At 74.9% G+C, this 25,394-nt stretch carries 22 protein-coding genes; 18 read left to right on the forward strand and 4 right to left on the reverse strand.

Going from position 1 to position 25,394, the window contains the following annotated elements; genetic code table 11:
• Positions 1–86: 86 nt before the first annotated feature.
• From EDF32_RS12425 to EDF32_RS12460, 8 genes are all read left to right on the forward strand, one after another.
• Positions 87–1,394 carry an MFS transporter gene (locus tag EDF32_RS12425; protein WP_370449984.1) on the forward strand — a complete coding sequence of 436 codons (1,308 nt, stop codon included), beginning with the start codon at positions 87–89 and terminating at the stop codon, positions 1,392–1,394.
• A gap of 7 nt (positions 1,395–1,401) precedes the next feature.
• On the forward strand, positions 1,402–2,640 hold the full coding sequence (locus EDF32_RS12430; protein WP_123308935.1) for an MFS transporter: 1,239 nt from the start codon (positions 1,402–1,404) through the stop codon (positions 2,638–2,640).
• A gap of 10 nt (positions 2,641–2,650) precedes the next feature.
• A complete protein-coding gene (gene leuS, locus EDF32_RS12435; protein WP_123308872.1) occupies positions 2,651–5,662 on the forward strand; it encodes a leucine--tRNA ligase in 3,012 nt (1,003 codons plus the stop codon).
• Position 5,663: 1 nt separating this feature from the next.
• A complete protein-coding gene (locus tag EDF32_RS12440) occupies positions 5,664–6,548 on the forward strand; it encodes a DegV family protein (RefSeq protein WP_123308873.1) in 885 nt (294 codons plus the stop codon).
• Positions 6,549–6,648: 100 nt separating this feature from the next.
• Positions 6,649–7,572: a ComEA family DNA-binding protein gene (locus tag EDF32_RS14910; RefSeq protein WP_233565896.1), complete on the forward strand. Its 924-nt coding sequence runs from the start codon at positions 6,649–6,651 to the stop codon at positions 7,570–7,572.
• The gene (locus EDF32_RS12450; RefSeq protein ID WP_123308874.1) at positions 7,569–9,068 is read left to right on the forward strand and encodes a ComEC/Rec2 family competence protein; all 1,500 of its coding nucleotides are present in this window, start codon (positions 7,569–7,571) and stop codon (positions 9,066–9,068) included. The genes EDF32_RS14910 and EDF32_RS12450 overlap by 4 nt, the downstream gene beginning before the upstream one ends.
• Positions 9,069–9,072: 4 nt before the next feature.
• Positions 9,073–10,095, forward strand: coding sequence for a DNA polymerase III subunit delta (holA, locus tag EDF32_RS12455; protein ID WP_123308875.1), 1,023 nt, complete (start codon positions 9,073–9,075; stop codon positions 10,093–10,095).
• A gap of 63 nt (positions 10,096–10,158) precedes the next feature.
• Entirely contained in the window at positions 10,159–12,051 is a 1,893-nt protein-coding gene (locus tag EDF32_RS12460) for an alkyl/aryl-sulfatase (RefSeq protein WP_123308876.1), read from the forward strand.
• 140 nt (positions 12,052–12,191) lie between these two features.
• Here EDF32_RS12460 and rpsT read toward each other — a convergent pair whose 3' ends face one another.
• Both rpsT and EDF32_RS12470 read right to left on the reverse strand, forming a co-directional pair.
• Positions 12,192–12,452, reverse strand: coding sequence for a 30S ribosomal protein S20 (rpsT, locus tag EDF32_RS12465; protein ID WP_123308877.1), 261 nt, complete (start codon positions 12,450–12,452; stop codon positions 12,192–12,194).
• Between the two features lie 185 nt (positions 12,453–12,637).
• Positions 12,638–13,174 (reverse strand): type II toxin-antitoxin system PemK/MazF family toxin, encoded by a 537-nt coding sequence (locus tag EDF32_RS12470; RefSeq protein WP_123308878.1) that lies wholly within the window; start codon positions 13,172–13,174, stop codon positions 12,638–12,640.
• Between the two features lie 76 nt (positions 13,175–13,250).
• Between EDF32_RS12470 and EDF32_RS12475 the strand changes: the two genes are divergently transcribed.
• Entirely contained in the window at positions 13,251–13,613 is a 363-nt protein-coding gene (locus EDF32_RS12475; RefSeq protein WP_199734929.1) for a helix-turn-helix domain-containing protein, read from the forward strand.
• Positions 13,610–14,098, forward strand: coding sequence for an SRPBCC domain-containing protein (locus tag EDF32_RS12480; RefSeq protein ID WP_123308880.1), 489 nt, complete (start codon positions 13,610–13,612; stop codon positions 14,096–14,098). The genes EDF32_RS12475 and EDF32_RS12480 overlap by 4 nt, the downstream gene beginning before the upstream one ends.
• A 2-nt stretch (positions 14,099–14,100) precedes the next feature.
• Here EDF32_RS12480 and EDF32_RS12485 read toward each other — a convergent pair whose 3' ends face one another.
• On the reverse strand, positions 14,101–14,946 hold the full coding sequence (locus EDF32_RS12485; RefSeq protein ID WP_123308881.1) for a maleylpyruvate isomerase N-terminal domain-containing protein: 846 nt from the start codon (positions 14,944–14,946) through the stop codon (positions 14,101–14,103).
• A 54-nt stretch (positions 14,947–15,000) separates the two neighbouring features.
• On the opposite strand from EDF32_RS12485, the gene lepA reads away from it, so the two are divergent.
• The 6 genes from lepA to EDF32_RS12515 all read left to right on the forward strand — a co-directional run bounded on the left by lepA (position 15,001) and on the right by EDF32_RS12515 (position 21,543).
• A complete protein-coding gene (gene lepA / locus EDF32_RS12490; protein WP_233565897.1) occupies positions 15,001–16,917 on the forward strand; it encodes a translation elongation factor 4 in 1,917 nt (638 codons plus the stop codon).
• 7 nt (positions 16,918–16,924) lie between these two features.
• Positions 16,925–18,244, forward strand: coding sequence for a radical SAM family heme chaperone HemW (gene hemW / locus EDF32_RS12495; RefSeq protein ID WP_123308883.1), 1,320 nt, complete (start codon positions 16,925–16,927; stop codon positions 18,242–18,244).
• Entirely contained in the window at positions 18,241–18,945 is a 705-nt protein-coding gene (locus EDF32_RS12500; protein ID WP_123308884.1) for a hypothetical protein, read from the forward strand. The genes hemW and EDF32_RS12500 overlap by 4 nt, the downstream gene beginning before the upstream one ends.
• Positions 18,946–19,055: 110 nt before the next feature.
• Positions 19,056–19,601, forward strand: coding sequence for a DUF4282 domain-containing protein (locus EDF32_RS12505; RefSeq protein ID WP_123308885.1), 546 nt, complete (start codon positions 19,056–19,058; stop codon positions 19,599–19,601).
• A gap of 140 nt (positions 19,602–19,741) precedes the next feature.
• A complete protein-coding gene (locus tag EDF32_RS12510; RefSeq protein WP_123308886.1) occupies positions 19,742–20,875 on the forward strand; it encodes an LLM class flavin-dependent oxidoreductase in 1,134 nt (377 codons plus the stop codon).
• Complete coding sequence (locus EDF32_RS12515) at positions 20,872–21,543, forward strand: CE1759 family FMN reductase (RefSeq protein WP_123308887.1); 672 nt, start codon at positions 20,872–20,874, stop codon at positions 21,541–21,543. Before EDF32_RS12510 ends, EDF32_RS12515 begins: the two co-directional genes overlap by 4 nt.
• A 132-nt stretch (positions 21,544–21,675) precedes the next feature.
• Here the strand turns inward: EDF32_RS12515 and EDF32_RS12520 are convergent, their stop codons facing one another.
• Complete coding sequence (locus EDF32_RS12520; RefSeq protein WP_370449985.1) at positions 21,676–22,614, reverse strand: DUF3097 domain-containing protein; 939 nt, start codon at positions 22,612–22,614, stop codon at positions 21,676–21,678.
• A gap of 36 nt (positions 22,615–22,650) precedes the next feature.
• Between EDF32_RS12520 and EDF32_RS12525 the strand changes: the two genes are divergently transcribed.
• Both EDF32_RS12525 and hrcA read left to right on the forward strand, forming a co-directional pair.
• On the forward strand, positions 22,651–24,129 hold the full coding sequence (locus tag EDF32_RS12525) for an MFS transporter (RefSeq protein ID WP_123308889.1): 1,479 nt from the start codon (positions 22,651–22,653) through the stop codon (positions 24,127–24,129).
• A gap of 71 nt (positions 24,130–24,200) precedes the next feature.
• A complete protein-coding gene (gene hrcA, locus EDF32_RS12530; RefSeq protein WP_123308890.1) occupies positions 24,201–25,256 on the forward strand; it encodes a heat-inducible transcriptional repressor HrcA in 1,056 nt (351 codons plus the stop codon).
• The last annotated feature ends 138 nt before the right edge of the window (positions 25,257–25,394 follow it).

Raw genomic sequence — 25,394 nt, forward strand, 5'->3', positions numbered from 1 at the left:
CCGTCGCCGACACCGGGTCGAATCGATTCGATCGATGCGATCCACCCGGTGCGCGGGGGCCATGACCGACGACGACGGAGGACGCCGTGCCTGACGAGACGCTCGACCCGACCCTGCGGCGGCCCGCCGGCAGGGCTGGTCGCACCCGCCCCCGCGTGCCCGCCGCGCTGGTCGCCCTCGCGGTCGGCGGCTTCACCATCGGCACCACCGAGTTCGCGACGATGGGCCTGCTGCCGAACATCGCGGCCGACCTCGGCGTGAGCATCCCCGCCGCGGGGCACACGATCACCGCCTACGCCGTCGGCGTCGTCGTCGGCGCGCCGGTCCTGACCGTGCTCGCCGCGCGGATGCCGCGCAAGCGCCTGCTGCTGATCCTCATGGCGGCCTACACGCTCGGCAACGTGCTCTCGGCGGCCGCGCCGTCCCTCGGCTGGCTGGTCGTGGCGCGGTTCGTCGCGGGGCTGCCGCACGGCGCGTTCTTCGGCGTCGGCGCCGTGGTCGGGGCCGCGGTGGCGGGCCCCGGCCGCCGCGGCCGCGCCGTCGCGACGATGATGACCGGCCTGACCGTCGCGAACGTCGTCGGCGTGCCGCTGTCGACCTTCGTCGGCCAGGTCCTGGGCTGGCGGGTCGCGTTCGTCGTCATCGGCGCCCTCGGCCTGGTCACGCTCCTCGCGCTGTGGCGGCTCGTGCCCGACGGCGTGGGGAACCAGGACTCGAGCGTGCGCCGCGAGCTCGGCGCCCTGCGCAACGGCCCGCTGTGGGTCGCGGTCGTCGGCGCGTCCATCGGGTTCGGCGGGATGTTCGCCGTCTACTCCTACGTCGCCCCGACGATCACGGAGGTCACCGGCCTGCCCGAGGCGACCGTCCCGATCGTCCTCGCCGTGTTCGGCGTCGGGATGACGGTGGGCACGATCCTCGGCGGCCGCCTCGCCGACCGGCACGTGATGCGCACCGTCTACCTCGGCCTGGTCGCCACGCTGGCCGTGCTCGTGCTCTTCGCGCTGACCGGGCAGCACGCGGTCCCGGCGGTGGCCGCGCTGTTCCTGCTCGGTCTGACCTCCCAGGTGCTGGGCCTGTCGCTGCAGGCGCGGCTGATGGACCTCTCGCCCGACGCGCCCTCGCTCGGCGCGGCGCTGTGCCACTCGGCGCTCAACGTCGGCAACGCCGCGGGCGCCTACGTGGGCGGGCTCGTCATCGCCGCCGGCTGGGGATACCTCGCGCCGGCGTGGGCCGGTGCGGCGATGACCTTCGCCGGCCTGCTGGTGATCCTCGCCTTCGGGCGCGGTGCGGCGCCGCGCGCTGCCGGGGCTCCCCGCGGCGAGGCGCTCGAGGCGGGCCCCGAGGGCGCGGACGAGCGCGCCGCCGCCCTGCCCGCGGCCCTGCCCGGGGCGTGAGCCCGCGGTGACGGACGGCGCACCGGCCGCGGACGGCACGGCACCCGGCTACGACCGCGGCAGCACGGGGTACCGGCGCCTGCTGGTGGCGCTGTTCTGCGCCGGCATCGCGACCTTCGCCCAGCTCTACGCGCCTCAGGCCGCGCTGCCGCTGGTCGCCGCCGACCTGGGGGTGGACGCCGAGGACGCCGCTCTCCTCGTCTCCGTCGCGACCCTCGGGCTCGCGCTCGGCGTCCTGCCCTGGTCCGCCGTGGCCGACCGGTACGGCCGGGTGCGGACCATCACCGTCGGGCTGTGCGGCGCGACCGCGCTGGGTCTTGCGGTCCCGTTCGCGCCCGGCCTCGGCCTCCTGCTGGCGGGACGGTTCGTCGAGGGGCTCTTCGTCGGCGCCGTGCCGGCGGTGGCGCTCGCGTACCTGACCGAGGAGGTCCGCCCGCTGCACGTCGCGCGCGCGGCGGGCACCTACGTCGCCGGCACCACCGTCGGCGGCCTCGCCGGGCGGCTGGTCGCCGGCCCGGTCGCCGACCTCGCGGGGTGGCGGGCCGGGGTGCTCGCCGTCTCGGTGCTCTGCGCGCTCGCCGCCGCCGGGTTCGTGCTCCTGGCGCCCGCGTCGCGGGTCTTCGTCCCCCAGCCGCGGCGCCGCGACCGGGTGCCGGGCGACGGCCTCGCCCGGCGGGTCGCGGCCAACCTCCGTTCGCCGCGCCAGCTCGCGCTGTACGCGCAGGGATTCCTGCTCATGGGCGGGTTCGTCGCCCTCTACAACTACCTGGGATTCCGGCTCTCCGCCCCGCCGTTCGTCCTGCCGCAGGCGCTGACGAGCCTGCTCTTCGTGGCCTACCTCGCCGGGACGTGGTCCTCGTCGCGCGCCGGGGGGATCGCCTCGCGGCGGGGGCGGCTGCCGGTGCTGCTGGGCGGCACGGCCCTGTTCGCCGGCGGGGCCGCGCTCACGCTGGCCGGCTCGCTCGTCGTCGTCGTCGCCGGGCTCGTGGTGGCGATCGCCGGGTTCTTCGCCGCGCACGCCGTCGCCTCCGGGTGGACGGCGGCCGAGGCGAGCGTCGGGCGCGCCCAGGCGGCCTCGCTCTACAACTTCGCCTACTACGCCGGCAGCAGCCTGCTCGGCTGGCTCGGCGGGGTCGCCTTCACCCGCGGCGGCTGGGGCGGGACGGTCGCCCTGATCGTCGGCGCCGCCGCGCTGGCCGCGGCGGTCGCGACCGCCGTGCTCGGGCGCGCCGTGGCCCGCCGGTAAACTGGCAGGTGTGAGCACGCCTGACACCTCCACGACCGAGCACGCCGCCGCCGAGACCACCCGGGGCGGTGCGGGCGGCGAACCCCGGTTCCGCTACACCCCGGCGCTCGCGGAGGAGATCGAGCTGCGCTGGCAGGACCGGTGGGAGGAGCGCGGCACCTTCTGGGCCGCGAACCCGGACGGGTCGCTGACCGACGGCGAGGGCCGGCCCGCGGGGGACCGCCCGCCGTTCTTCGTGATGGACATGTTCCCCTACCCCTCGGGGGCGGGCCTGCACGTGGGCCACCCGCTCGGCTACATCGCCACGGACGTCGTCGGCCGCTACCGCATGATGCAGGGCGACAACGTCCTGCACGCGCTCGGCTACGACGCGTTCGGGCTGCCCGCCGAGCAGTTCGCGGTGCAGACCGGCCAGCACCCGCGCACCACGACCGAGGCGAACATGGAGACCATGCGCCGCCAGCTGCGGCGCCTCGGCCTCGGCCACGACTCGCGGCGCACCTTCGCGACGATCGACCCCGGGTACGTGCGCTGGACGCAGTGGATCTTCCTGCAGATCTTCGACTCCTGGTACGACGAGAGCGCGGTCCGGCCCGACGGCGGCACCGGGCGCGCGCGCCCGGTCGCCGAGCTCGTCGCGGAGTACGAGGCGGGCACGCGCGAGGTGCCCCACGGCCTGCTCTGGTCGGACCTGGACGCGGGCGAGCGCCGCGACCTGATCGACCCGCAGCGCCTCGCGTACGTCTCGGAGACGCCCGTGAATTGGTGCCCGGGCCTCGGCACGGTCCTCGCGAACGAGGAGGTCACCGCGGACGGCCGCTCGGAGCGCGGGAACTTCCCGGTCTTCCAGCGCAACCTGCGCCAGTGGAACATGCGCATCACCGCCTACGCCGACCGGCTCACGGACGACCTGGCGCTCATCGACTGGCCCGAGAAGGTCAAGGCGATGCAGCGCAACTGGATCGGCCGCAGCGAGGGCGCCCGCGTCCGCTTCGCGATGCACCCCGGCGAGGCGGTCTATGTCGACCCGGCGGCCGGTGCCGGCGAGGCCCTGCCGCCCGGCGCGCGCGCCGACGCCCGTCCCGGCCTCGAGGGCGTCGAGGTCTTCACCACCCGGCCGGACACGCTGTTCGGGGCGACCTTCATGGTCGTCGCGCCGGAGCACCCGGTCCTGGACCAGGCGCCCGCCGCCTGGCCCGAGGGGACCAAGGACGTCTGGACGGGCGGCCACGCCACGCCGTCGGACGCCGTGGCCGCCTACCGGGCGGAGGCCGCCGCGAAGACCGCGGTCGAGCGCCAGGCCGACGCCGGCAAGAAGACCGGCGTGTTCACCGGCCTGTACGCCTACAACCCGGTCAACGACGCCCCGGTGCCCGTGTTCACGGCCGACTACGTGCTCATGGGCTACGGGACCGGCGCGATCATGGCGGTGCCCGGAGGGGACCAGCGCGACTTCGAGTTCGCCCGCGCCTACGACCTGCCGGTCCGCTACACCGTCGCCCCCGGGGGCGACGCGTCCGCGATCGACACCGACGCCGCGTACACGGGCGACGGCACCGTCGTCGGCTCCGCGGGCGAGGACGTCAGCCTCGACGGGCTCGACGTGCCCACCGCCAAGCGCACCATCATCGAGTGGCTCGAGGCCCGCGGGGCGGGCGAGGGCACCACGACGTACCGCCTGCGCGACTGGCTCTTCAGCCGCCAGCGCTACTGGGGCGAGCCGTTCCCCATCGTCTACGACGCCGACGACCGCCCGGTCGCCGTCCCCGACGCGATGCTGCCCGTCGACCTGCCCGACGTGCCCGACTACGCGCCGCGCACCTACGCGCCGGACGACGCGCAGTCCTCCCCGGAGCCTCCGCTCGGCCGCAACGACGAGTGGGTGCACGTCACGCTCGACCTCGGCGACGGGCCGCAGCGCTACCGGCGCGACACGAACACCATGCCCAACTGGGCCGGCTCGTGCTGGTACTACCTGCGCTACCTCGACCCGAACGACGCCTCGCACATGGCCTCGCCGGAGCTCGAGCGCTACTGGCTCGGGGCGCACCACAACGCGACGTCCGGCCCCGCGGGCGGCGTCGACCTGTACGTCGGGGGCGTCGAGCACGCCGTCCTGCACCTGCTGTACGCGCGGTTCTGGCACAAGGCCCTCTACGACCTCGGGCACGTGCAGTCGCTCGAGCCCTTCGGGCGGCTCTTCAACCAGGGCTACGTCCAGGCGTACGCCTACACCGACGCGCGCGGCGTGTACGTGCCCGCCGACGACGTCGAGGGCGACGAGCACGCGGGCTTCACCTATCGGGGCGAGCCGGTGCGCCGCGAGTACGGGAAGATGGGCAAGTCGCTGAAGAACATGGTGACGCCCGACGACATGTACCGGGACTACGGCGCCGACACCTTCCGCGTCTACGAGATGTCGATGGGCCCGCTCGACCTGTCCCGACCGTGGGAGACGCGCGCCGTCGTCGGCTCCCAGCGCTTCCTGCAGCGGCTGTGGCGCAACGTCGTCGACGAGGAGACGGGCGAGGTCACGGTGACGGACGAGCCCGCCGACGACGCGACCCGCCGCGCGCTGCACCGCGCGGTCGCCGACGTCACCGTCGAGATGGAGGCGATGCGCCCCAACACGGCGATCGCCAAGCTCATCACGCTCAACAACCACCTCACCTCGCTGCCGCGGGCGCCGCGGGAGGCCGTCGAGCCGCTCGTGCTCATGACGGCGCCGTTCGCGCCGCACCTCGCGGAGGAGCTGTGGTCCCGGCTCGGGCACGACGGGTCGCTCGCGCGCGAGCCGTTCCCCGTGGCCGACCCGGCGCAGCTCGTCGAGGACACGGTCACCTGCGTGCTCCAGGTCCAGGGCAAGGTGCGCGGGCGCGTCGAGGTCTCGCCGTCGGTCACGGAGGACGAGCTGCGGGCCCTGGCGCTCGCCGACCCGGCGGTGGTGCGCACGCTCGACGGGCGAGGGGTGCGCACGGTGATCGTCCGGGCTCCCAAGCTCGTCAACGTCGTGCCGGCCTGACGTGGCCGTCCTCGCCGTCGTCACGGACTCGACGGCCTCGCTGCCGGACGGGTTCGCGCAGGCGTTCGACCACGCGCCGCTCGGCGCCGCGACCCTCCAGGTCGTGCCGCTGCACGTGCTGGTCGGCGACGTGTCCTACCTCGAGGGCGTCGACGTCGGCGACGAGGACCTTGCCGCGTTCCTGCGGGCGGGCGCGGACGTCTCCACCTCCCAGCCCACGTCCGAGGCGCTGCTCGAGGCCTACCGCCGCGCGGCGGCGGCCGGCGCGGAGAAGATCGTCTCCGTGCACCTGTCGGGGAGCCTGTCCGGGACGGTCCAGGCGGCCGCGCGCGCCGCGGCGCTCTCGCCCGTGCCGGTGCGCGTCGTCGACTCGCGCACGGTCGCGATGGCGCTCGGGTTCGCGGCGCTCGCGGGAGCGCAGGCCGCCGCGTCGGGCCAGGGCGCGGACGCCGTCGAGCGCCGGGTGCGCGACGTCGCCGCGTCGACCCGTGCCGTGTTCATGGTCGGTTCGCTCGACCGGCTGCGGCGCGGGGGGCGGCTCAGCGCGCCCGCCGCCGCGATCGGCGGCGTGCTCGGGGTGCGGCCGCTGCTGTCCGTCCGCGACGGCGAGATCGTCGTGGTGCAGAAGGTCCGCACGCGCCGCGCGGCGGTCGACCGGCTGCTGTCCGTGGCGCTCGACTCGGCCGGGCGACGCACCGCGCCGCGGTTCGCCGTGCACCACCTCGGGGACGTCGAGACGGCCGAGGAGGTCGCGGGCCGGCTCGCCTCGGCCGTCGGCGCTCCGGTGGAGATCGCCGCGGTCAGCGCCGTCGTGGGCGCGCACGTCGGCGAGGGGGTCCTGGCGATCATCGTGGCCGACGACGCCCCGCGCCCCGCCCCGGCCTGACCCCGGCGCGGTCGTCCACCGCGCGTCCCGGGAGCCCTGCCGTCCACGTCCGGGCGCTCGCGGGGCGCGGCGGGCCGGACGCCGCACCTAGCGTGCGGGCGTGCCCGACCACACGAGCGACGACCGAGTGCGACGCGTCCAGGCCCTCGCGGAGGCGGCCCCGCCGCGCGGCGCCGTCCGCCGGGAGCCCGCGGCCGCGAGCCCGAGCGAGGCCCTGGGGGGCCTGGCGGAGACCTACCGCGAGGCGTACGGGGACCCGGCCGCCCAGGAGCTCGCGACCGAGGCGCCGGTGCGGCTGGGCGTCGGCCTGCGCACGGCGGTCGTCGGCACGGTCGCGGTGCTGCTGGTGGCCGCCGTCGTCGTCGGGCTGGCGTGGTCGCGGGCGCACGCCGTCGTCCCGCTGCCGGAGGTGCGCCCCGCGGCGACCGCCGCCGCGTCCGCGGCGCCGGGCGGGCAGGCCGAACCGCAGCCGGGCGCTCAGGGCGGTGAGCAGACCGCCGCGCAGCCCACGGCGCAGGCGGAGGAGGCGGCCGCGGGCGTCGTCGTGCACGTGGTGGGCGAGGTCCGCAGGCCGGGGCTCGTCACGCTCCCTGCGGGCGCCCGCGTGGCCGACGCGGTGGAGGCGGCCGGCGGGCCGACGGACGACGCCGAGCTGTCGGGGGTGAACCTGGCCCGCGTGCTCGTGGACGGCGAGCAGCTGCGTGTCCCCGCGCCCGGGGAGGTCCTCGAGCCGCCGGACGGGACGGCGGGCGCGACCGGGGTGACGGGCACGACCGGTGACGAGGGAGTCGCGGAGCCGCCGGGGGCGGCGGGCGCGACCGGGTCCGCGGGCGGCACCGTCGACGTCAACACGGCCGACGCCGCGACCCTCGAGACGCTGCCCGGCGTCGGACCGGTGCTCGCCCAGCGGATCGTGGACCACCGCACGGAGCACGGTGCCTTCGCCTCGGTGGACGACCTCGAGGACGTCTCCGGGATCGGTCCCGCGGTGCTCGCCGGGCTGCGGGACCGCGTCAGCACGTGAGACCGGCCGTCGACCTGCGGCTCGTGCCGCCGGCTCTGGTCGCGTGGGCGTGCGCGTGGGCCGGCGCGCCCGCCGGGGCACCGACGCTGCGGGCTGCCGCGGCCTGCTGCCTGGCGCTGGCGGGGGTGCTGCTCGCCGTGCACGCCGGGGTCGTGCGGCGCGACCGGGACCCCGGCCGGGACCGCGGCCTGGGGCTCGCGGCCCTCACGCTCGCGGTGGCCTGCGCCGTCCTGGCCGCGGGCGGGGCGGCCGCGTCGGCCCGCGCGAGCGGGGACCTGCCGGAGCTCGCGCGCGACGGGGCCTCGGTCGAGGTCCTCGCGCGGGTGGTCGCCGACCCGGAGCCGGTCGCCGCCCCGTGGGCGGACGAGCCGCAGGTCCGCACCCTCCTGCGGCTGGTCAGCATCGAGCACGGAGGCCGCACCACCGCGGCGGGCGGGCTGCTCGACGTGTCCGGGGGAGCGGAGTGGGCCGCGGCCGACGTCGGCGCGACCATCCTCGTCGAGGGCCGGCTGCGCCCCGGGCGCCCCGGCGAGGAGCCCGTCGCGCGCCTGGTCCCCGCGTCCGCGCCGCGCGTCGTCGACCCGCCCGGGGCCCTGCTGCGCGGGGTCGACGACGTCCGTACCTCGCTCCTGGAGGTCACCGACGGCCTCTCGCCCCAGGCGCGCGGGCTCGTCCCCGGCGCGGCGGTCGGGGACACCACGCGGGTGCCCGACGACGTGGACGCGGCCATGCTCGCGACCTCGCTCACGCACATCACCGCCGTCTCCGGGGGCCACTTCGCGATCGTGGTCGCCTCGCTCGCCTGGTGCTGCGCTCTGCTGCGCGTCCCGCGCGCCGCGCGCACCCTCGTCACGGCGCTCGCCGTCGTCGCGTTCGTCGCGCTCGTGCGGCCCGACCCGAGCGTGCTGCGGGCCGCCGGGACCGGCGCCGTGGCGCTCGTCGCCGCGTGCCTCGGCCGCCCGGCGCGGGCGGTGCCGGCGCTCGCCGCCTGCGTCGTGGTGCTGCTGGTCGCCGACCCGTGGCTGGCGCGCTCCTACGGGTTCGTGCTGTCCGTCGCCGCGACCGCCGGGCTGGTCACCCTCACGACGCCGATCTCGCGACGGCTCGCGCCGTGGTGCGGGCGACCCGCGGCGTTCGCCCTGGCGGTGCCCGTCGCGGCGCAGGTGGCGTGCGCGCCGATCCTGGTCCTGCTGAGCCCGTCGGTAGCGGTCTACGCCGTGCCCGCGAACCTCGTGGCCGCCGTGGCGCTGGCCCCGGCGACGGTGCTCGGCGTCCTCGCCGCGCTGCTGGCGCCCTGGTGCCCCGTGCTCGCCCTGCCCGTGGCATGGTGCGCGGGCCTGGCGACGTGGTGGATCGCTACGACGGCGCGCGTCTTCGCGGCGCTGCCGGGGGCGGCGTTCCCGTGGCTGCCCGGGGTCCCCGGCGTCCTGCTCATGGCGGCGCTGACCGCCGTCGCGCTGGGCGTCCTGCGGCGTGGGTGGCCCGTGGCACCCTAGTGCCATGCCCCCGGCGACCCCCACGCGCTCGCGCTCGTCCTCCCGCACCGGCGGCGCCGCCGGCGCGGACTGGCGGGCCGTCGAGCCCGCCCCGCTCGTGCTGGTGCAGGGACCGGAAGGGCTGCTCGCCGACCGGGCGGTGGGCCGGCTGCTCGAGCTGGTCCGCGAGCGCGACCCCGAGACCGAGCGCGTCGACCTCGAGGCCGCGACCTACGAGGCGGGCATGCTCGCGACCGCCGCCAGCCCGTCGCTGTTCGGCGAGGCAAAGATCGTCCTCGCGCGCGGCGCCGAGGCGTGCACGGACGCCTTCGTCACGGACTTCGCGGCCTACGCGTCGGCGCCGGACCCGGACACGGTCGTCGTCGTCGTGCACGGGGGCGGGCAGCGCGGCAAGAAGCTGCTCGACGCGCTCCGCGCGGCGGACGCGACCGTGGTCCCGTGCGAGACGATCAAGAAGGACGCGGACAAGGCCGCGTTCGTCTCCGCCGAGTTCCGCGCCGCCTCGCGGCGGGTCGATGCCGGCGCCGTCCGCTCGCTCGTCGAGGCGCTCGGCAACGACCTGCGCGAGCTCGCGGGCGCCTGCTCCCAGCTGATCACGGACACCACCGGCACGGTGACGCCGGACGTCGTGGACCGCTACTACGGGGGGCGCGTCGAGGCGACCGGCTTCCGCGTCGCCGACGAGGCAGTGGCCGGCAACTCCGGGGCGGCCGTCGCGCTCCTGCGCCACGCGCTGGCCACGGGCGCGGACCCGGTGCCGCTCGTCGCGGCGCTCGCGATGAAGCTGCGCGCCCTCGCCAAGGTCGCGGCCATGCGCGGCGGCGGTCCCGCGGCCCGCGAGCTCGGCCTCGCGCCGTGGCAGGTCGACCGCGCGCAGCGCGAGCTCGCGCGCTGGACCCCGGAGGGCCTGGCGGCCGCGATCCTCGCCGTCGCGCAGGCGGACGTGGACGTCAAGGGCGGCGGCCGGGACCCGGTCTTCGCGGTCGAGCGCGCGGTGCTGGCGATCGCCGCGCTCGGGGGTCGCTGACCTGGTCCGGGACGCTGCGGCGTTGCGCATGCACGAGCGGGTTTTACCTGCAACCGTGTGAGCATGACGACCCAACCGAAACCAGCAACCGCCACGATCGCCGCCCAGCAGGCAGCGCTGAAGCAGAGCCTCCCGTTCGCCGACACCCAGGACTTCGAAGACGCGACACGCGGGCTCCTCGGCCGTCGGGAGCCGAACGCGATCCGCGACGCCGACGGCACCGTCGTGTGGGACAACGACACGTACGACTTCCTCCAGGGTGACGCCCCGGACACCGCGAACCCGAGCCTGTGGCGCCAGGCCCAGCTGAACGCGATCCAGGGCTTGTTCGAGGTTGTCCCGGGTATCTACCAGGTGCGCGGCTTCGACCTGTCGAACGTGACCTTCATCGAGGGCGACGACGGGGTGCTCGTCCTTGACCCGTTGGTCACGAAGGAGACGTGCGCCGCGGCGCTCGAGCTGTACCGCGAGCACCGGGGAGACCGTCCCGTCACCGGCGTCCTGTTCACCCACCCGCACGTGGACCACTTCGGGGGCGTCCGGGGGATCACCACACAGGAGGACGTCGACTCGGGTCGAGTGCCGATCATCGCCCCTGAGCACTTCACCGAGCACGCCGCGTCGGAGAACGTCTACGCAGGCACCGCGATGGCGCGACGATCCGCGTACATGTTCGGTGCCGCACTGCCGCGCAACCCGCAGGGACAGGTCAGCACCGGCCTGTCCCAGACGGTGGCGACCGGCAACATCACCCTCATGGCGCCGACGCTGGAGATCACCGAGACCGGGCAGACCGAGACGGTCGACGGCGTCCGGATGGTCTTTCAGATGGTGCCCGGCACGGAGGCGCCGGCCGAGTTCATCGTGTACTTCCCGGACCACAAGGCGCTGTGTTCCGCGGAGGACGCGACCCATACGCTGCACAACCTGCTCACGCTGCGCGGCGCGTTGGTGCGCGACGCCCACGCTTGGACGAACTACCTCACCGAGACGATCGACCTCTTCGGGGCCGAGGTCGAGGCCGTCTTCGCGTCGCACCACTGGCCGACGTGGGACAACGAGCGCGTGGTGACGTTCCTCTCCGAGCAGCGCGACCTGTACGCCTACCTGCACGACCAGACGTTGCGCATGCTCAACCAGGGCTACACCGGACCCGAGATCGCGGAAGAGATCCAGCTGCCGCCGGTGCTCGAGAACGCCTGGCACGCACGCGGCTACTACGGCTCGGTGAGCCACAACGTCCGGGCGATCTACCAGCGCTACATGGGCTTCTACGACGGCAACCCCGCGCACCTGTGGCAGCACCCGCCGGTCGAGCAGGGCAAGCGGTACGTCAAGCTCGCAGGCGGCATCGACTCGATCGTCGAGAACGCCCAGGAGGCGTATGACAAGGGCGACTTCCGCTGGGCGGCGGAGATCCTCAGCCACGCCGTGTTCGCCCAGCCCGACCATGCGGCGGCGCGGGATCTGCTGGCGGACACGTTCGAGCAGCTCGGCTACGGCGCGGAGAACGGCGTGTGGCGCAACATCTACCTCTCGGGCACCACCGAGCTGCGCGAGGGCAAGTTCGGCACTCCGACCGTCTCCGCAGCGCCCGACGTCATCTCCGCGCTCACGCCGGAGATGCTGTTCGACGCAATCGCGATCCAGATCGATGGCCCGCGCGCGTGGGACGAGAGGCTCACGATCGACGTCGTGCTCACCGACGTCGATGCCCGCTACCGCCTGCGACTCGCGAACGGGGCGCTCACCTACAGCGCGGCTCCGCAGCAGGGCGACGCCGAGGCCGTGCTCACGACGACGGCGCGGGCACTGCCGACGCTCGCCACTGGCGCACTGACGGCTGAGCGGCTCACGCGGGCCGGGATCGAGATCACGGGGGACGCTTCTGTGCTCGGGCGTCTCGCGGCGCTGCTCTCACCGGGCGACGAGGATTTCTCGATCGTCACCCCGTGATCCCGTGATCCCGGGGTGCGCGGCGCCTCGCGCGCCGCGCACCCCGCCACGCACGAGAGGCACCGTCCCTGCAGGGACGGTGCCTCTCGTGGTGGAGCGGGTGCCCTCGCCCGGTCGAGGACCGGGCGACGGGCGGACGATCAGAGCGCGTTGACCGACTTCGCGAGCGCCGACTTGCGGTTCGCGGCCTGGTTCTGGTGGATGACGCCCTTCGAGACCGCCTTGTCGAGCTTCTTCGAGGCGGAGGCGAGCGCGGTGCTCGCGGCGTCCTTGTCGCCCGCGGCGACGGCCTCGCGGACGCGACGGACGTGCGTCTTGAGCTCGGACTTCACGGCCTTGTTGCGCAGGCGCGACTTCTCGTTCGTCTTGATGCGCTTGATCTGAGACTTGATGTTTGCCACGTTCAGGGACTCCTGGTGTGTTCGCCGAAGCGATCGAATAGGTCGTAGAGGGCGGTCACAGCTCCGGGACTGGGGGTGGGGAACCCGCGGAGAGGAGCTGGGACAGTGCCCGCCGACCTGGGCGGACACGCGACCCCCAACGATACCAGCATCCCGAGCGTGCCCGGAGGCCCTCGTCCGCGACGTCAGTGACCGTGAGCGCGCAGCCCCGCGACGACCCGGTCGAAGGTCGCGCGCGGCAGGATCGCGCCCTCGCGCCGCACGGCCGCGGGGTCGATCCGCACGACGCGGTCGAGCCGCACCTCGCTCGCGCGGCCCTGCCCGTCCCAGGCTCCGGCGCCCACGTCCATCCAGTAGCGCCCCCAGCGGGCCTCCTGCGCGGCGTCGAGGTCGTGGTCCTTGCTCGTGAGCATCAGGCCGAGCAGCCACGCGCCGTCGCGCCCGACGACGAGCACGGGGCGGTCCTTGCCGCGGGCGTGGTCGTCCTCGTAGGGCACCCACGTCCACACGACCTCGCCCGGGTCGGCGTCGCCGTCCAGGCGGGGGGAGTACTCGGGGCGCAGCGTGCCGGCGAAGTCGCCGGGGTAGGCGGGCACCGTGCCCGACGTCGCCCGGCGCCCTGCGGGCGGCGAGGCGACCCCGGGAGCGGGGGTGCGTCGTCGGCCACCGGTGAGGGTGCGGACGAGGGAGGACAGGGCCCGGGACCATCGGTTGCTCGGCACGCGGGAAATCTACGGCACGTCCCGGGAGCGGCGGACCTCTTGCGGCGGCGCGCGACCACGCGTAACGTACAACAACATGGTTGTACGTCAGGACGGGCCGGACACGATGGACGACGCAGAGGTCGACCGCATCTTCCAGGCGCTCGCGGACGCCACGCGGCGTGACGTCGTCGTGCGGGTGATGCGGGAGGGGGAGTCGGTCACGGCGCTCGCCCGCCGGTACGCGATGTCCTTCGCGGCCGTGCAGCGCCACGTCGCGGTGCTGGAGCGCGCCGGGCTCGTCCGCAAGGAACGCCACGGGCGCGAGCAGATCGTCCGCGGCGACGTCACGACCGTGCGAGCCGCCACCCGGCTGCTCGAGGAGTACGAGGAGATCTGGCGCGGTCGCGTGACCCGCATGGAGACCCTCCTCGCCGAACCCGAAGGGGAAGTGCCATGAGCGTGGTCAGCACGAGCAAGGACACCGAGAACCTCACCCTGACGATCGTCTCGGAGCTGGCCGCCCCGCCGGCCGCCGTGTGGCGCCTGTGGTCCGACCCGCGCCGGCTCGAGCGCTGGTGGGGCCCGCCGACCTGGCCGGCGACGTTCGTCGACCACGACCTGCGCCCGGGCGGCGCGGCGCGCTACTACATGACGGGGCCGGAGGGGGACAAGGCCGGGGGCTGGTGGCGGTTCGTCGCCGTCGACGAGCCGCGCTCGCTGGAGTTCGAGGACGGCTTCTCGGACGCCGACGGCGAGCCGGACCCGAGCATGCCCGTCACCCGGGCCCGGGTCGACCTCGAGGAGATCGACGGCGGGACGCGCATGAGCGTGGTCTCGACCTTCGCCAGCGCCGAGGAGCTCGAGAAGCTCGCGGCGATGGGCATGGTCGAGGGCATGACCCTGGCGATGGGGCAGATGGACGCGATCGTCGCCGAGGACTGACCTCAGGGGGTCAGCGCGCTCCCGAGGACCGCGTCGAGGACGCCGGCGTCGCCCTCCGTCGCGAGTGCGGCGCCCGCGTCGTGCAGGTCGACGCGGTGCCACAGCAGGAGGGCCAGCGAGCGCGCCGGCCCGGCGACGGCGGCGTCGGCCGGGAGGCCGGCGCCGCCGCTCTGCGCACCGGCCTGCCCGCTGGCCTGCCCGCCGATCCGCCAGCCGAGGGCGACGTCGGTCGCGCGGAGGTCGACGCTCCCGGCCGGCGCGCCCGTGCGACCGAGCCGCACCTGGCGCGGGTGGAGCACCGTGACGACCTCGTCCACCGCGTCGGCCCACACCGCCGGCGACGCGGCGTATGCGGGCGGTGCTGCGTCGTCGGGCACCGTGCCGGCAGGGCCGTGCCCGTCGGGACGGTCCCGGACGGCTCCCCGCAGGTCCTCGAGGTGCACGAGGGTCTCGTGCAGCTGGCGCCGCCACCAGAACGACGCCGGGCCGCGGCCGTCGAGGGTGACGGCGGGGGAGCCGGCCGGCAGCCCGGCGAGCGTCGAGCGCAGGTGTTCGGCCGCCCAGCGGTAGAAGCGCACGAGGGAGACGGTGTCCCGCGGGCGCACCGGGTCCGCGGACTCCAGGACGACGCCGACGGCCATCGCCGCGGCCCACCAGTGGGTCTGGCCGAGGTGCAGCGCCAGGTCGGCCACCCGCCACTCGCAGCCGGGGAGCGCGAGGGGCGCCTCCGGGTCCGCCGACTCGAGCGCCACGGCGAACGCCTCCTGGGCGCGGGCGAGCTCGGCGAGCGGATCGATCGGGCACGCCGCGGGCGGCGCGAGGGGCGACGGGTCGGGGCTGGCCGGCATGGGAGAATGGTGCACCACCGCCCGCCCGCCGACGAGTCCCGGAGCACCCCCGAGTTGTCACCGATCCCCACCGCCGCCCAGGCCGCGCGCATCGCGCCCGCGTCGACGCCGCCCGAGCTCCTGCGCAACTTCTGCATCATCGCGCACATCGACCACGGCAAGTCGACGCTCGCGGACCGGATGCTGCAGCTCACCGGCGTCGTCGAGCAGCGGGACATGCGGGCCCAGTACCTCGACCGCATGGACATCGAGCGCGAGCGTGGCATCACGATCAAGTCGCAGGCCGTGCGGATGCCCTGGGCGGTCGCGGACGACCCGGCGCTCGACGGTGACCCGAAGGCCCCGGTCACGCCGTACGCGCTGAACATGATCGACACCCCCGGGCACGTCGACTTCACGTACGAGGTCTCGCGCTCGCTCGCGGCCTGCGAGGGCGCCGTCCTGCTCGTCGACGCCGCGCAGGGCATCGAGGCGCAGACGCTCGCGAACCTGTACCTCGCGATGGAGAACGACCTCGCGATCATCCCGGTGCTGAACAAGATCGACCTGCCCGCGGCGCAGCCCGAGAAGTACGCGGAGGAGATCGCCGGGCTCGTCGGCGGCGACCCGGCCGACGTGCTGAAGGTCTCCGGCAAGACCGGTGCGGGCGTCGAGGCGCTCCTCGACCTGATCGTGCGGACCGTCCCCGCGCCGGTCGGCGACCCGGACGCGCCCGCGCGGGCGATGATCTTCGACTCCGTCTACGACACCTACCGCGGCGTCGTGACCTACGTGCGCGTCGTCGACGGCGACCTCAACCCGCGCGAGCGCATCGCGATGATGTCGACGCGCGCGACGCACGAGCTCCTCGAGATCGGCGTGAGTGCCCCGGAGCCGACGCCGACGAAGGGCCTCGGGGTCGGGGAGGTCGGCTACCTGATCACCGGCGTGAAGGACGTGCGCCAGTCCAAGGTCGGCGACACCGTCACGAACTCCGCCAAGCCCGCCGCGGAGGCGCTCGGGGGCTACCACGACCCGCGGCCGATGGTCTTCTCCGGCCTGTACCCGATCGACGGCTCCGACTACCCGGTGCTGCGCGACGCGCTCGACAAGCTCAAGCTCAACGACGCGGCGCTGAACTACGAGCCCGAGACCTCCGTCGCCCTGGGCTTCGGCTTCCGGGTGGGCTTCCTCGGCCTGCTGCACCTGGAGATCGTGCGCGAGCGTCTCGAGCGCGAGTTCGACCTCGAGCTCATCTCGACGGCCCCGAACGTCGTCTACACCGTGACGCTCGAGGACGGCACCGAGGTCGTCGTCACCAACCCCAGCGAGTTCCCCGGCGGCAAGATCAAGGCGGTCCGCGAGCCGGTCGTGCGCTCCACGATCCTCGCGCCCAGCGAGTTCATCGGCGCGATCATGGAGCTGTGCCAGCAGCGGCGCGGCGACCTGCTGGGTATGGACTACCTCTCGCCCGAGCGCGTCGAGATGCGCTACACGCTGCCGCTCGCGGAGATCGTCTTCGACTTCTTCGACCAGCTCAAGTCCCGCACCCGCGGGTACGCGTCGTTCGACTACGAGCCGACCGGCGACCAGGTGGCCGACCTCGTCAAGGTCGACATCCTGCTGCAGGGCGAGCAGGTCGACGCATTCAGCGCCGTCGTGCACAAGGACCAGGCCTACTCCTACGGCGTGATGATGGCCGGCAAGCTCAAGGACCTCATCCCGCGCCAGCAGTTCGAGGTGCCGATCCAGGCGGCCGTCGGCGCGCGGGTCATCGCCCGCGAGACCGTGCGGGCCATCCGCAAGGACGTGCTCGCCAAGTGCTACGGCGGCGACATCTCGCGCAAGCGAAAGCTCCTCGAGAAGCAGAAGGAGGGCAAGAAGCGCATGAAGACCATCGGGCGCGTCGAGGTCCCCCCGAACGCCTTCATCGCGGCGCTGTCCTCGGACTCCGGCGGCGGCAAGGACGCCAAGGACGCGAAGAAGAAGTGACGCGCGCGTGAGCCCAGCCCTGCCCGACGGCGAGGCCGCGCCCGCCGACGGGTCGTTGCCCCGGGGGCTCGCCGGGCCGCGCACGAGCGCCTTCGGGGTCTACCTGCACGTGCCGTTCTGCTCGGTGCGCTGCGGCTACTGCGACTTCAACACGTACACCGCCGCGGAGCTCGGCGGCGGCGCGAACCAGGTCGCGTACGCCTCCACGGCGCTGCGCGAGATCGCGCTCGCGGGCCGCGTGATGCGCGAGGCCGGGCTCCCCGGGCGCGTCGCGTCCACCGTCTTCGTGGGCGGTGGCACCCCGACCATGCTCCCGGCGGGCGACCTGGTGCGGATGCTCGACGGCGTGCGCGACACGTGGGGCCTGGCGCCGGACGCGGAGGTCACGACGGAGGCCAACCCGGACTCGGTCACGCCGGCCTCGCTGGCCGAGCTCGCCGCCGGCGGGTTCACGCGCGTCTCGTTCGGCATGCAGTCCGCCGTGCCGCACGTGCTCGCCACGCTCGAGCGGACGCACGACCCGGCGCGCGTGCCCGACGTCGTCCGCTGGGCCCGCGACGCCGGCCTCGCCGTCTCGCTCGACCTCATCTACGGCACGCCCGGGGAGAGCCTGGACGACTGGCGCACGAGCCTCGACACGGTGCTCGAGACGGGCGTGGACCACGTCTCGGCCTACGCCCTCGTCGTGGAGCCCGGCACCAAGATGGCGGCGCAGGTCCGCCGGGGCGAGATCACGCTGCCCGACGGCGACGACCAGGCCGCGAAGTACGAGCTCGCCGACGAGGTGCTCACCGCCGCGGGGCTCGGGTGGTACGAGGTCTCGAACTGGGCGCGCACGCCCGCGCACGCGTGCCGGCACAACCTCGCCTACTGGCGCGGCGACGACTGGTGGGGCGTCGGTCCCGGCGCGCACTCCTACCTCGGGGCCCCGGCGGGCCGTGCGGACGACGGCGCGGGCCCGGACGGCGCGGGCCCGGACGGCGCGGGCCCGGACGGCGCGGGCCCGGACGTCGGGGCGGGCGTGCGCTTCTGGAACGTCAAGCACCCCCGCCGGTACGCGGCGGCGCTCGAGCAGGGCCTGAGCCCGGCCGCGGGCCGGGAGGTCCTCGACGACGACGCCGCCCACCTCGAGCGCGTGATGCTCGGCGTCCGGCTGCGCCAGGGGCTCGACCTGGCGGTGCTCGACCCGGCGGGCCGCCGCGCCGTCGCCGGGCTCGTCGCCTCCGGGCTGCTCGACGGCCGCGCGGCCGTCGCGGGCCGCGCGCTGCTGACGCTGCGCGGTCGCCTCCTCGCGGACGCCGTCGTGCGCGAGCTGGTGACCGGGTGACGCCGGTCCCGCCCGCGGCGGGTGCGTCGTCGGGCACCAGCGGGACGCCCGGCCGGCTGCGCGTCCGGGAGGCCGTGTCCTACGGTCTCGCGGCGTTCGCACGCAACCCGCGCCCGTGGGTCCTCGCGGTGCTGACGCTGGCCGCCGCGGAGGTCGCCTGGGGGGTGCTCACCGGCGGCTGGACCGGGCTCGACCACCTGGTCGCCGGGGACACGGGGGACTACCTGCTCGCCACGACGGGTCTGCCGGCCTACCTCGCGCTCGTGGGCGGCGCGGTGCTCTCGTATCTCGCCGGCGCCGTCCTCACCCGGGGCGCGCTGGCCGAGACGGCGGGCACGCGCCCCCGGCTCGGGACGTTCTTCCGGCTCGAGAGCGTGCTCCAGCTGCTGGTGGCGGGGCTGTTCCTGGGGATCGGCACGACGGTGGGGCTGCTGCTCCTCGTGGTGCCGGGGCTGCTCGTGCTGCTGTTCACCTGCTTCACGTTCTTCCTGGTGCTCGAGGTCGAGGTCTCGGCGTCCGACGCGCTGGCGGCGAGCGCGCGGCTGGTGCGCCGCAACCTCGCCCCGGTGGCCGGGCTGCTGGCGGCGCTGGTCGGGATCAACCTGCTCGGCGCCCTGGCGCTCGGGCTCGGGCTGCTCGTGACGATCCCGGTCTCGTACCTCGCGGTGGGTCGTGCCTACCGGACGCTGACCGGGCGCTGACCGGGAGAGCCTCGCCCGAGCCGACCCTCGCGCGCGGCGGGCGGTGCGTCGCTACCGTGGGTCGCAAGTGGCGTCCGTCACGTCGTCGCCGTCCCTCAGCAGGAGGAACCATGTCCGAGAACCCGCCGTACCCGCCGCAGGGCCCTCCCTCGGACCCGTACCGCCCGGACGGCCCCGGCCCCGGGCCCGGCCCTGGCGCGCACGACCCCTACGCCGGGTCGCCGGCCGGCCCGAACCCCGGTGGCGGTGGGGGGTACCAGCCCCCGCAGCCCCCGCCCGGCGGCTACCAGGGTGGACCCGGCGGCCACCCGGAGCCGCCGCGCTTCGACGCCGCGCAGCTCGGCAACGACCTGCAGGGGGACGCGAAGGGCCTGATGGGCTCGCTGTTCGACTTCTCGTTCACCAACTACGTCACGCCGAAGGTCGTGCGCATCGTCTACGTGATCGGCATGGTGCTCATCGCGCTCGGCTGGCTGATCGCGCTGATCTCCGCGTTCGCCCACGAGTGGTGGGCCGGTCTGCTGGTGCTGATCATCGGCCCGATCTTCGCGCTGCTCTACCTGATCCTCTTCCGGATCCTGCTGGAGTTCTACGTCGCCATCGTCCAGACGGCGGAGACGATCCAGAAGTACGCGCACCGCGACGGCATCCGCTGAGCGTCCGGTGAGCGTCGCCGAGCGCGCCGGCTCAGGGCGGGACGCCGGGCGCGGGAACAGAACCCCCGTGCCCGGCGTTCCCGGCCACGTGCACGCAGGCACGCTGCACACGGCACAGGGGTGAAGGGCGCGGGAGCGACATGCAGTTCGGAATCTTCTCGGTCGGCGACGTGACACCGGACCCGACCACCGGTCGGGTCCCCGACGACACCGAGCGCGTGCGCTCGATGCTGACCATCGCGCGGCACGCCGACGAGGCGGGTCTCGACGTCTTCGCGACGGGCGAGCACCACAACCCGCCGTTCGTCCCCTCGTCGCCGACGACGATGCTCGGCTACCTCGCCGGCGTCACGAAGAACATCGTGCTCTCCACCTCGACGACGCTGATCACCACGAACGACCCGGTGAAGATCGCCGAGGACTACGCGATGCTCCAGGTGATCGCGGACGGGCGCACCGACCTGATGATGGGTCGCGGCAACACCGGCCCGGTCTACCCGTGGTTCGGCAAGGACATCCGCGAGGGCATCAACCTCGCGATCGAGAACTACGCGCTGCTGCGGCGGCTGTGGACCGAGGACGTCGTCGACTGGGAGGGCAAGTTCCGCACCCCGCTGCAGGGCTTCACCTCGACGCCCCGGCCGCTGGACGGCGTGCCGCCGTTCGTGTGGCACGGCTCGATCCGCAGCCCGGAGATCGCCGAGCAGGCCGCCTACTACGGCGACGGCTTCTTCCACAACAACATCTTCTGGCCGATCCACCACACCCGGCAGATGGTCCGCTACTACCGCCAGCGCTTCGAGCACTACGGCCACGGCAGCGCGGACCAGGCGATCGTGGGGCTCGGCGGCCAGGTGTTCATGCGCGCCAACAGCCAGGACGCGGTCCGCGAGTTCCGTCCGTACTTCGACGAGGCGCCGGTCTACGGCCACGGCCCGTCGCTGGAGGACTTCTCGGCGCAGACGCCCCTGACGGTCGGCAGCCCGCAGCAGGTCATCGACCGCTACGGGGCGATGCGCGAGGAGGTCGGCGACTACCAGCGCCAGCTGTTCCTCATGGACCACGCCGGCCTGCCGCTCAAGACGGTCCTCGAGCAGATCGACATCCTCGCCGAGCAGGTCGTCCCGGTGCTGCGCCGCGAGGCCGAGGCCGCGCGCCCCGCCCACGTGCCCGCCGGACCGCCGTCGCACGCCGACCTCGTCGCCCGTGCCGCGGGTGCCGCGGCCGCCCCGGTGGCCCCGGCCCTCGCCGTGACCGAGGAGGTCGCCTCGTGACCGCCCGCCGGATCGTCGCCCTGTCGGCCGGCCTCGGCCGCCCGTCCTCGACCCGCATGCTCGCCGAGCGCCTGGGGGAGGCGACCGTCGCCGCCCTGCGCGAGCAGGGCGTGGACGCTCGGCTCGAGATCGTCGAGCTGCGCGACGTGGCCCACCCGATCGTCGACGCGATGCTCACCGGGTTCCCGTCGGGCCCGCTGCGCGACGTCGTCGACGCGGTGGCGGGCGCGGACGCCGTCGTCGCCGTCTCGCCGGTGTTCACGGCGTCCTACTCCGGCCTGTTCAAGTCGTTCGTCGACGTGCTCGACCCGGACGCGCTGCGCGGCGTGCCGGTGCTGCTCGGCGCGACCGGCGGCACGGTACGGCACTCGCTCGCGCTCGACCACGCGCTGCGCCCGCTGTTCGCGTACCTGCGTGCCGACGTCGCGACGACGGCCGTCTTCGCCGCCACCGACGACTGGGCGACGGGCTCGGCCGCGGGCGCGGCGACGTCGTCGGGCGACGGCCGGGAGGCCGGATCGGGTGAGACACGGGCCGACGGCGGGCCGCTGGGCGAGCGCATCCGCCGCGCCGGGCGCGAGCTGGCGGCGACCGTCGCGGCGCGCACGCCGCGCGTCACGCAGGACCCGTTCGGCGACGTCCCGTCGTTCGAGTCGCTGCTGGGCTGAGCCGCCCGCTCGCCTGCCCGCCGAGAAGTCGAACTCGGCCCCGAAATCTTCGATTTCAGGGGCCGAGTTCGACTTCTCGGCGGGGTCCGGGGGCCCGAGTGCGCAGCCCGGGGCCCGGAGCAGGGCGGGCGGTCAGGCCGGGGCCGTCACGTAGTCGATGAGCTCCTCGACGCGGCCGAGCAGCGACGGCTCGAGGTCCGCGAACGAGCGCACCGAGCGCAGGATCCGCTGCCAGGCGCGCGCGACGTCGGCCTGCGACTCGCAGGGCCACCCGAGCTCGCGCAGGATCCCGTGCTTCCACTCGGTGCCGCGCTCGATCTGCGGCCACCGCTGCAGCCCGACCCGCGCGGGCTTGACCGCCTGCCAGACGTCCACGTACGGGTGCCCGAGCACGAGCACCGTCCCGCGCGGGACGGTCCGCAGGGCGTCGTCGGCGAGCCGGCGCTCCTTGCTGCCGGGCACGAGGTGGTCGACGAGCACGCCGACGCGGCGCTCGGGCGTCGGCCCGAACTCGGCGAGCCGCTCCGCGAGGTTGTCGACGCCGTCGAGCATCTCGACGACGACCCCCTCGACGCGCAGGTCGTCGCCCCAGACCTTCTCGACGAGCTCGGCGTCGTGCTTGCCCTCCACCCAGATGCGGCTGCCGCGGGCGACCTGCGCCCGGGCGCCGACGACGGCGCGCGAGCCGGACGCCGTCCGCCCGTTCGAGGTCTTCGCGGGCCGCAGGACCGGCGGGACGAGCACGACCGGCGCGCCGTCGACCCAGAAGCCGGGCCCGAGCGGGAACGTGCGGGTGCGCCCGCGACGGTCCTCCAGCACGACGACGTGCATCCCGCCCGACTTCTCGACCCGGACCACGGCGCCCACCCAGCCGGTCTCCACGTCCTCGACGACGAGCCCGGTCTGCGCGGCGCGGGGCGTCGACTCCGGGCGGCGGCGGTGGTGCTCCGAGCCGCGGGGCGCCCGGGCCGGGCCTCCCGCGGAGCCGCCGGCGGCTCCGGCGGCCGACCCTCCGCCGACCCCTCCTGACCCGCCGGCGAGGACGTCGGACCCGTACCTGTCGTAGCTCACGGCGCACACGATAGGTCACGGTGCGACGATTCTTCGGTGACCCCGCCCACGACCGCCCCGACCCCGTCCGACCGGCAGGAGCCGGACCCCGCCCGCTGGCGCACGCTCGCGGTGTGCCTGACGGTCGGCTTCGTCACGCTCCTCGACGTGTCCGTCGTGAACGTGGCGCTGCCCTCGATCGAGCACTCCCTGCACGCGGGCCCCACGCAGCTGCAGATCATCGTCGCCGGGTACACCCTCTCGTTCGGCCTGGTGCTCGTCCCGGCGGGCCGCCTCGGCGACGCGGGCGGTCGGCGCGCCCTGTTCATGGTGGGCCTGGTCGGGTTCCTCGTCACGAGCCTGGCCGCCGGCCTCGCGCCCGACGACGTCTGGCTCTCGGTCGCGCGGCTGCTCCAGGGCGCCTCGGCGGGGCTGCTGAACCCGCAGGTGGTCGGCCTGATCCAGCAGCAGTTCCGGGGCGCGGAGCGGGGCCGGGCGTTCGGGCTGTTCGGCGCCACGATCGGGGTCGCGACCGCGGTCGGCCCGGTGCTCGGCGGCCTGATCATCGCGATCGCCGGAGAGGAGGACGGCTGGCGCTGGGTGTTCGGCATCAACGTGCCGATCATCGCGGTGCTGCTGCCGTTCGCGTGGCGCTACGTCCCGGCCTCGGTCCGGAGGGAGGGTCCGCGCCGCCTCGACGGCGTCGGCCTGACGCTCATCGCCGCCACGACGGTGTGCGTGCTGCTGCCGTTCGCGACCACCACGGGCCAGGGCGACGACCCGCGGCGGCTGTGGTGGCTGGCGGGCGCCGTCGTCCTCGCCGTGGTCCTGGTCGTCTGGGAGCGCCGCTACCAGCGCCGCACGGGCGCGGCGGTGCTCGACCCGGGGGTGCTGGGCCTGCGCTCCTTCCGCAACGGGGCGCTGCTCGGCCTCGCGTACTTCTCGGGGTTCACGGGCGTGTTCCTCGTCACCTCCCTGTTCCTGCAGAACGACCTGAAGTACTCGGCACTCTCGGCCGGCCTCGTGGGGATGCCGTTCGCGGTCGCGTCGGGCACGAGCGCGTGGCTCTCGGGCCGGGCCGTCGCCCGGCGCGGCCGCGGGCTCGTGGTCGGCGGCCTCGTCCTGGTCCTGGTCGGCCTCCTCGCCACGGACGCGGTCATCCGCGTCCTGGGGGACGACGCCGGGACGGTGGGCTGGGCGATGGCCGGCGCCCTGATGATCGCCGGGGCGGGCAGCGGCATGGTGATCTCCCCGAACCAGACGCTCTCGCTCTCGGAGGTCCCGGTCGAGCGGGCCGGCGTCGCGGGCAGCATGATCCAGCTCGGCCAGCGCGTCGGCTCGTCGGTCGGCATCGCCGCGGTGCTGTCCCTCTACTACGCGGGCACGGTCGCGGGCGCCTCCGGCGCGGAGGCGACCGGGCGGGCCCTGCTGGTGACGATCGCCCTGGTCGCCGCGGCGCTGGTGGTGGGGCTGCTCGACCTGAGGGCGCGTCACGCCGGTCGCGAACACGAGTCCGCCGCGGCGCTGTCCTCGTAGGAGGCGTCGGTGGTGCGCCGTAGGATTGGCACTCGAAGGTCTGGAGTGCGAACCGGCGAGGGAGGTCACCAGTGAGCGAGGAACGCCGGCTCGAGGTGCTGCGCGCCATCGTCGAGGACTACGTGACCACGCGCGAGCCGGTCGGGTCCCGGATGATCGCCGACCGGCACGGCCTCGGCGTCTCGTCCGCGACGATCCGCAACGACATGGCGGTGCTCGAGGAGAGCGGCTACATCACCCAGCCGCACACCTCGGCGGGGCGGATCCCGACGGACAAGGGCTACCGGGTCTTCGTCGACCGGCTCTCGCGGATCAAGTCGCTGTCCAGCCCGGAGAAGCGCGCGATCGAGACCTTCCTGTCCGACGCCGTCGACCTGGACGACGTGGTCACGCGCGCCGGGCGCCTGCTCGCCCAGCTCACGGGCCAGGTCGCCGTGGTCCAGTACCCGTCGCTGCGGCGATCGGGGCTGCGCCACCTCGAGCTGGTGCCGATGGGCGAGCGCCGGCTGCTGGTCGTCATCATCACGGACACCGGCCGCGTCGAGCAGCGGGTGCTCGAGCTCGCGGGCACGGTCGACGAGGTCACGCTCGCCGAGCTGCGCGTGCGGCTCAACGTCGCGGCGGCGGGACGACGGCTGGCCGACGTCACCGGCGCGCTCGACGTGGCGGTGGACGCGCTGCGGCCGGAGGACCAGGACACCGCGCGTCGGGTCGCGGCGCTCGTGGTCGAGACGCTGGGCGAGGAGAGCGAGGAGCGCATCGTGCTCACCGGCACCGCGAACCTCGCGCAGGCGGGCATGCGGTTCGAGCACGCCCTGCGCCCCGTCCTCGAGGCGCTGGAGGAGCAGGTCGTCCTGCTCAACCTGCTCACCGAGATGTCCGCCGACGGCCAGGCGGGCGTCGCCGTGCGCATCGGCCACGAGACGCAGCTCGCGGGCCTGCAGGAGGCGTCCGTCGTCACGAGCGGGTACGGCGCCGCGCTCGGCGGCCCGCTCGGGACGGGGGGAGCGGCGCGCGACGCCGTCGCGCTCGTCGGCTCCATCGGACCGACCCGCATGGACTATCCCGGCACGATCGCCGCGGTGCGCGCGGTCGCGCGCTACCTGTCCCGGATCCTCGAGGCATGAGGCACCGCCCACCAGCACCCGGCCGCCGGCCCGCCGGCGGCCACCAGCACCGGCCGGGGCGACCCGGCACGACACCGACCACCACGCGGGGCCCGGGCGCGAGCCCGGCCCCCGCCGGACGCAGACCAGAGAAGGACT

The sequence above is a fragment of the Cellulomonas sp. PhB143 genome, from assembly GCF_003752595.1.
In the GTDB taxonomy this organism is placed as follows: Bacteria; Actinomycetota; Actinomycetes; order Actinomycetales; family Cellulomonadaceae; genus Paraoerskovia.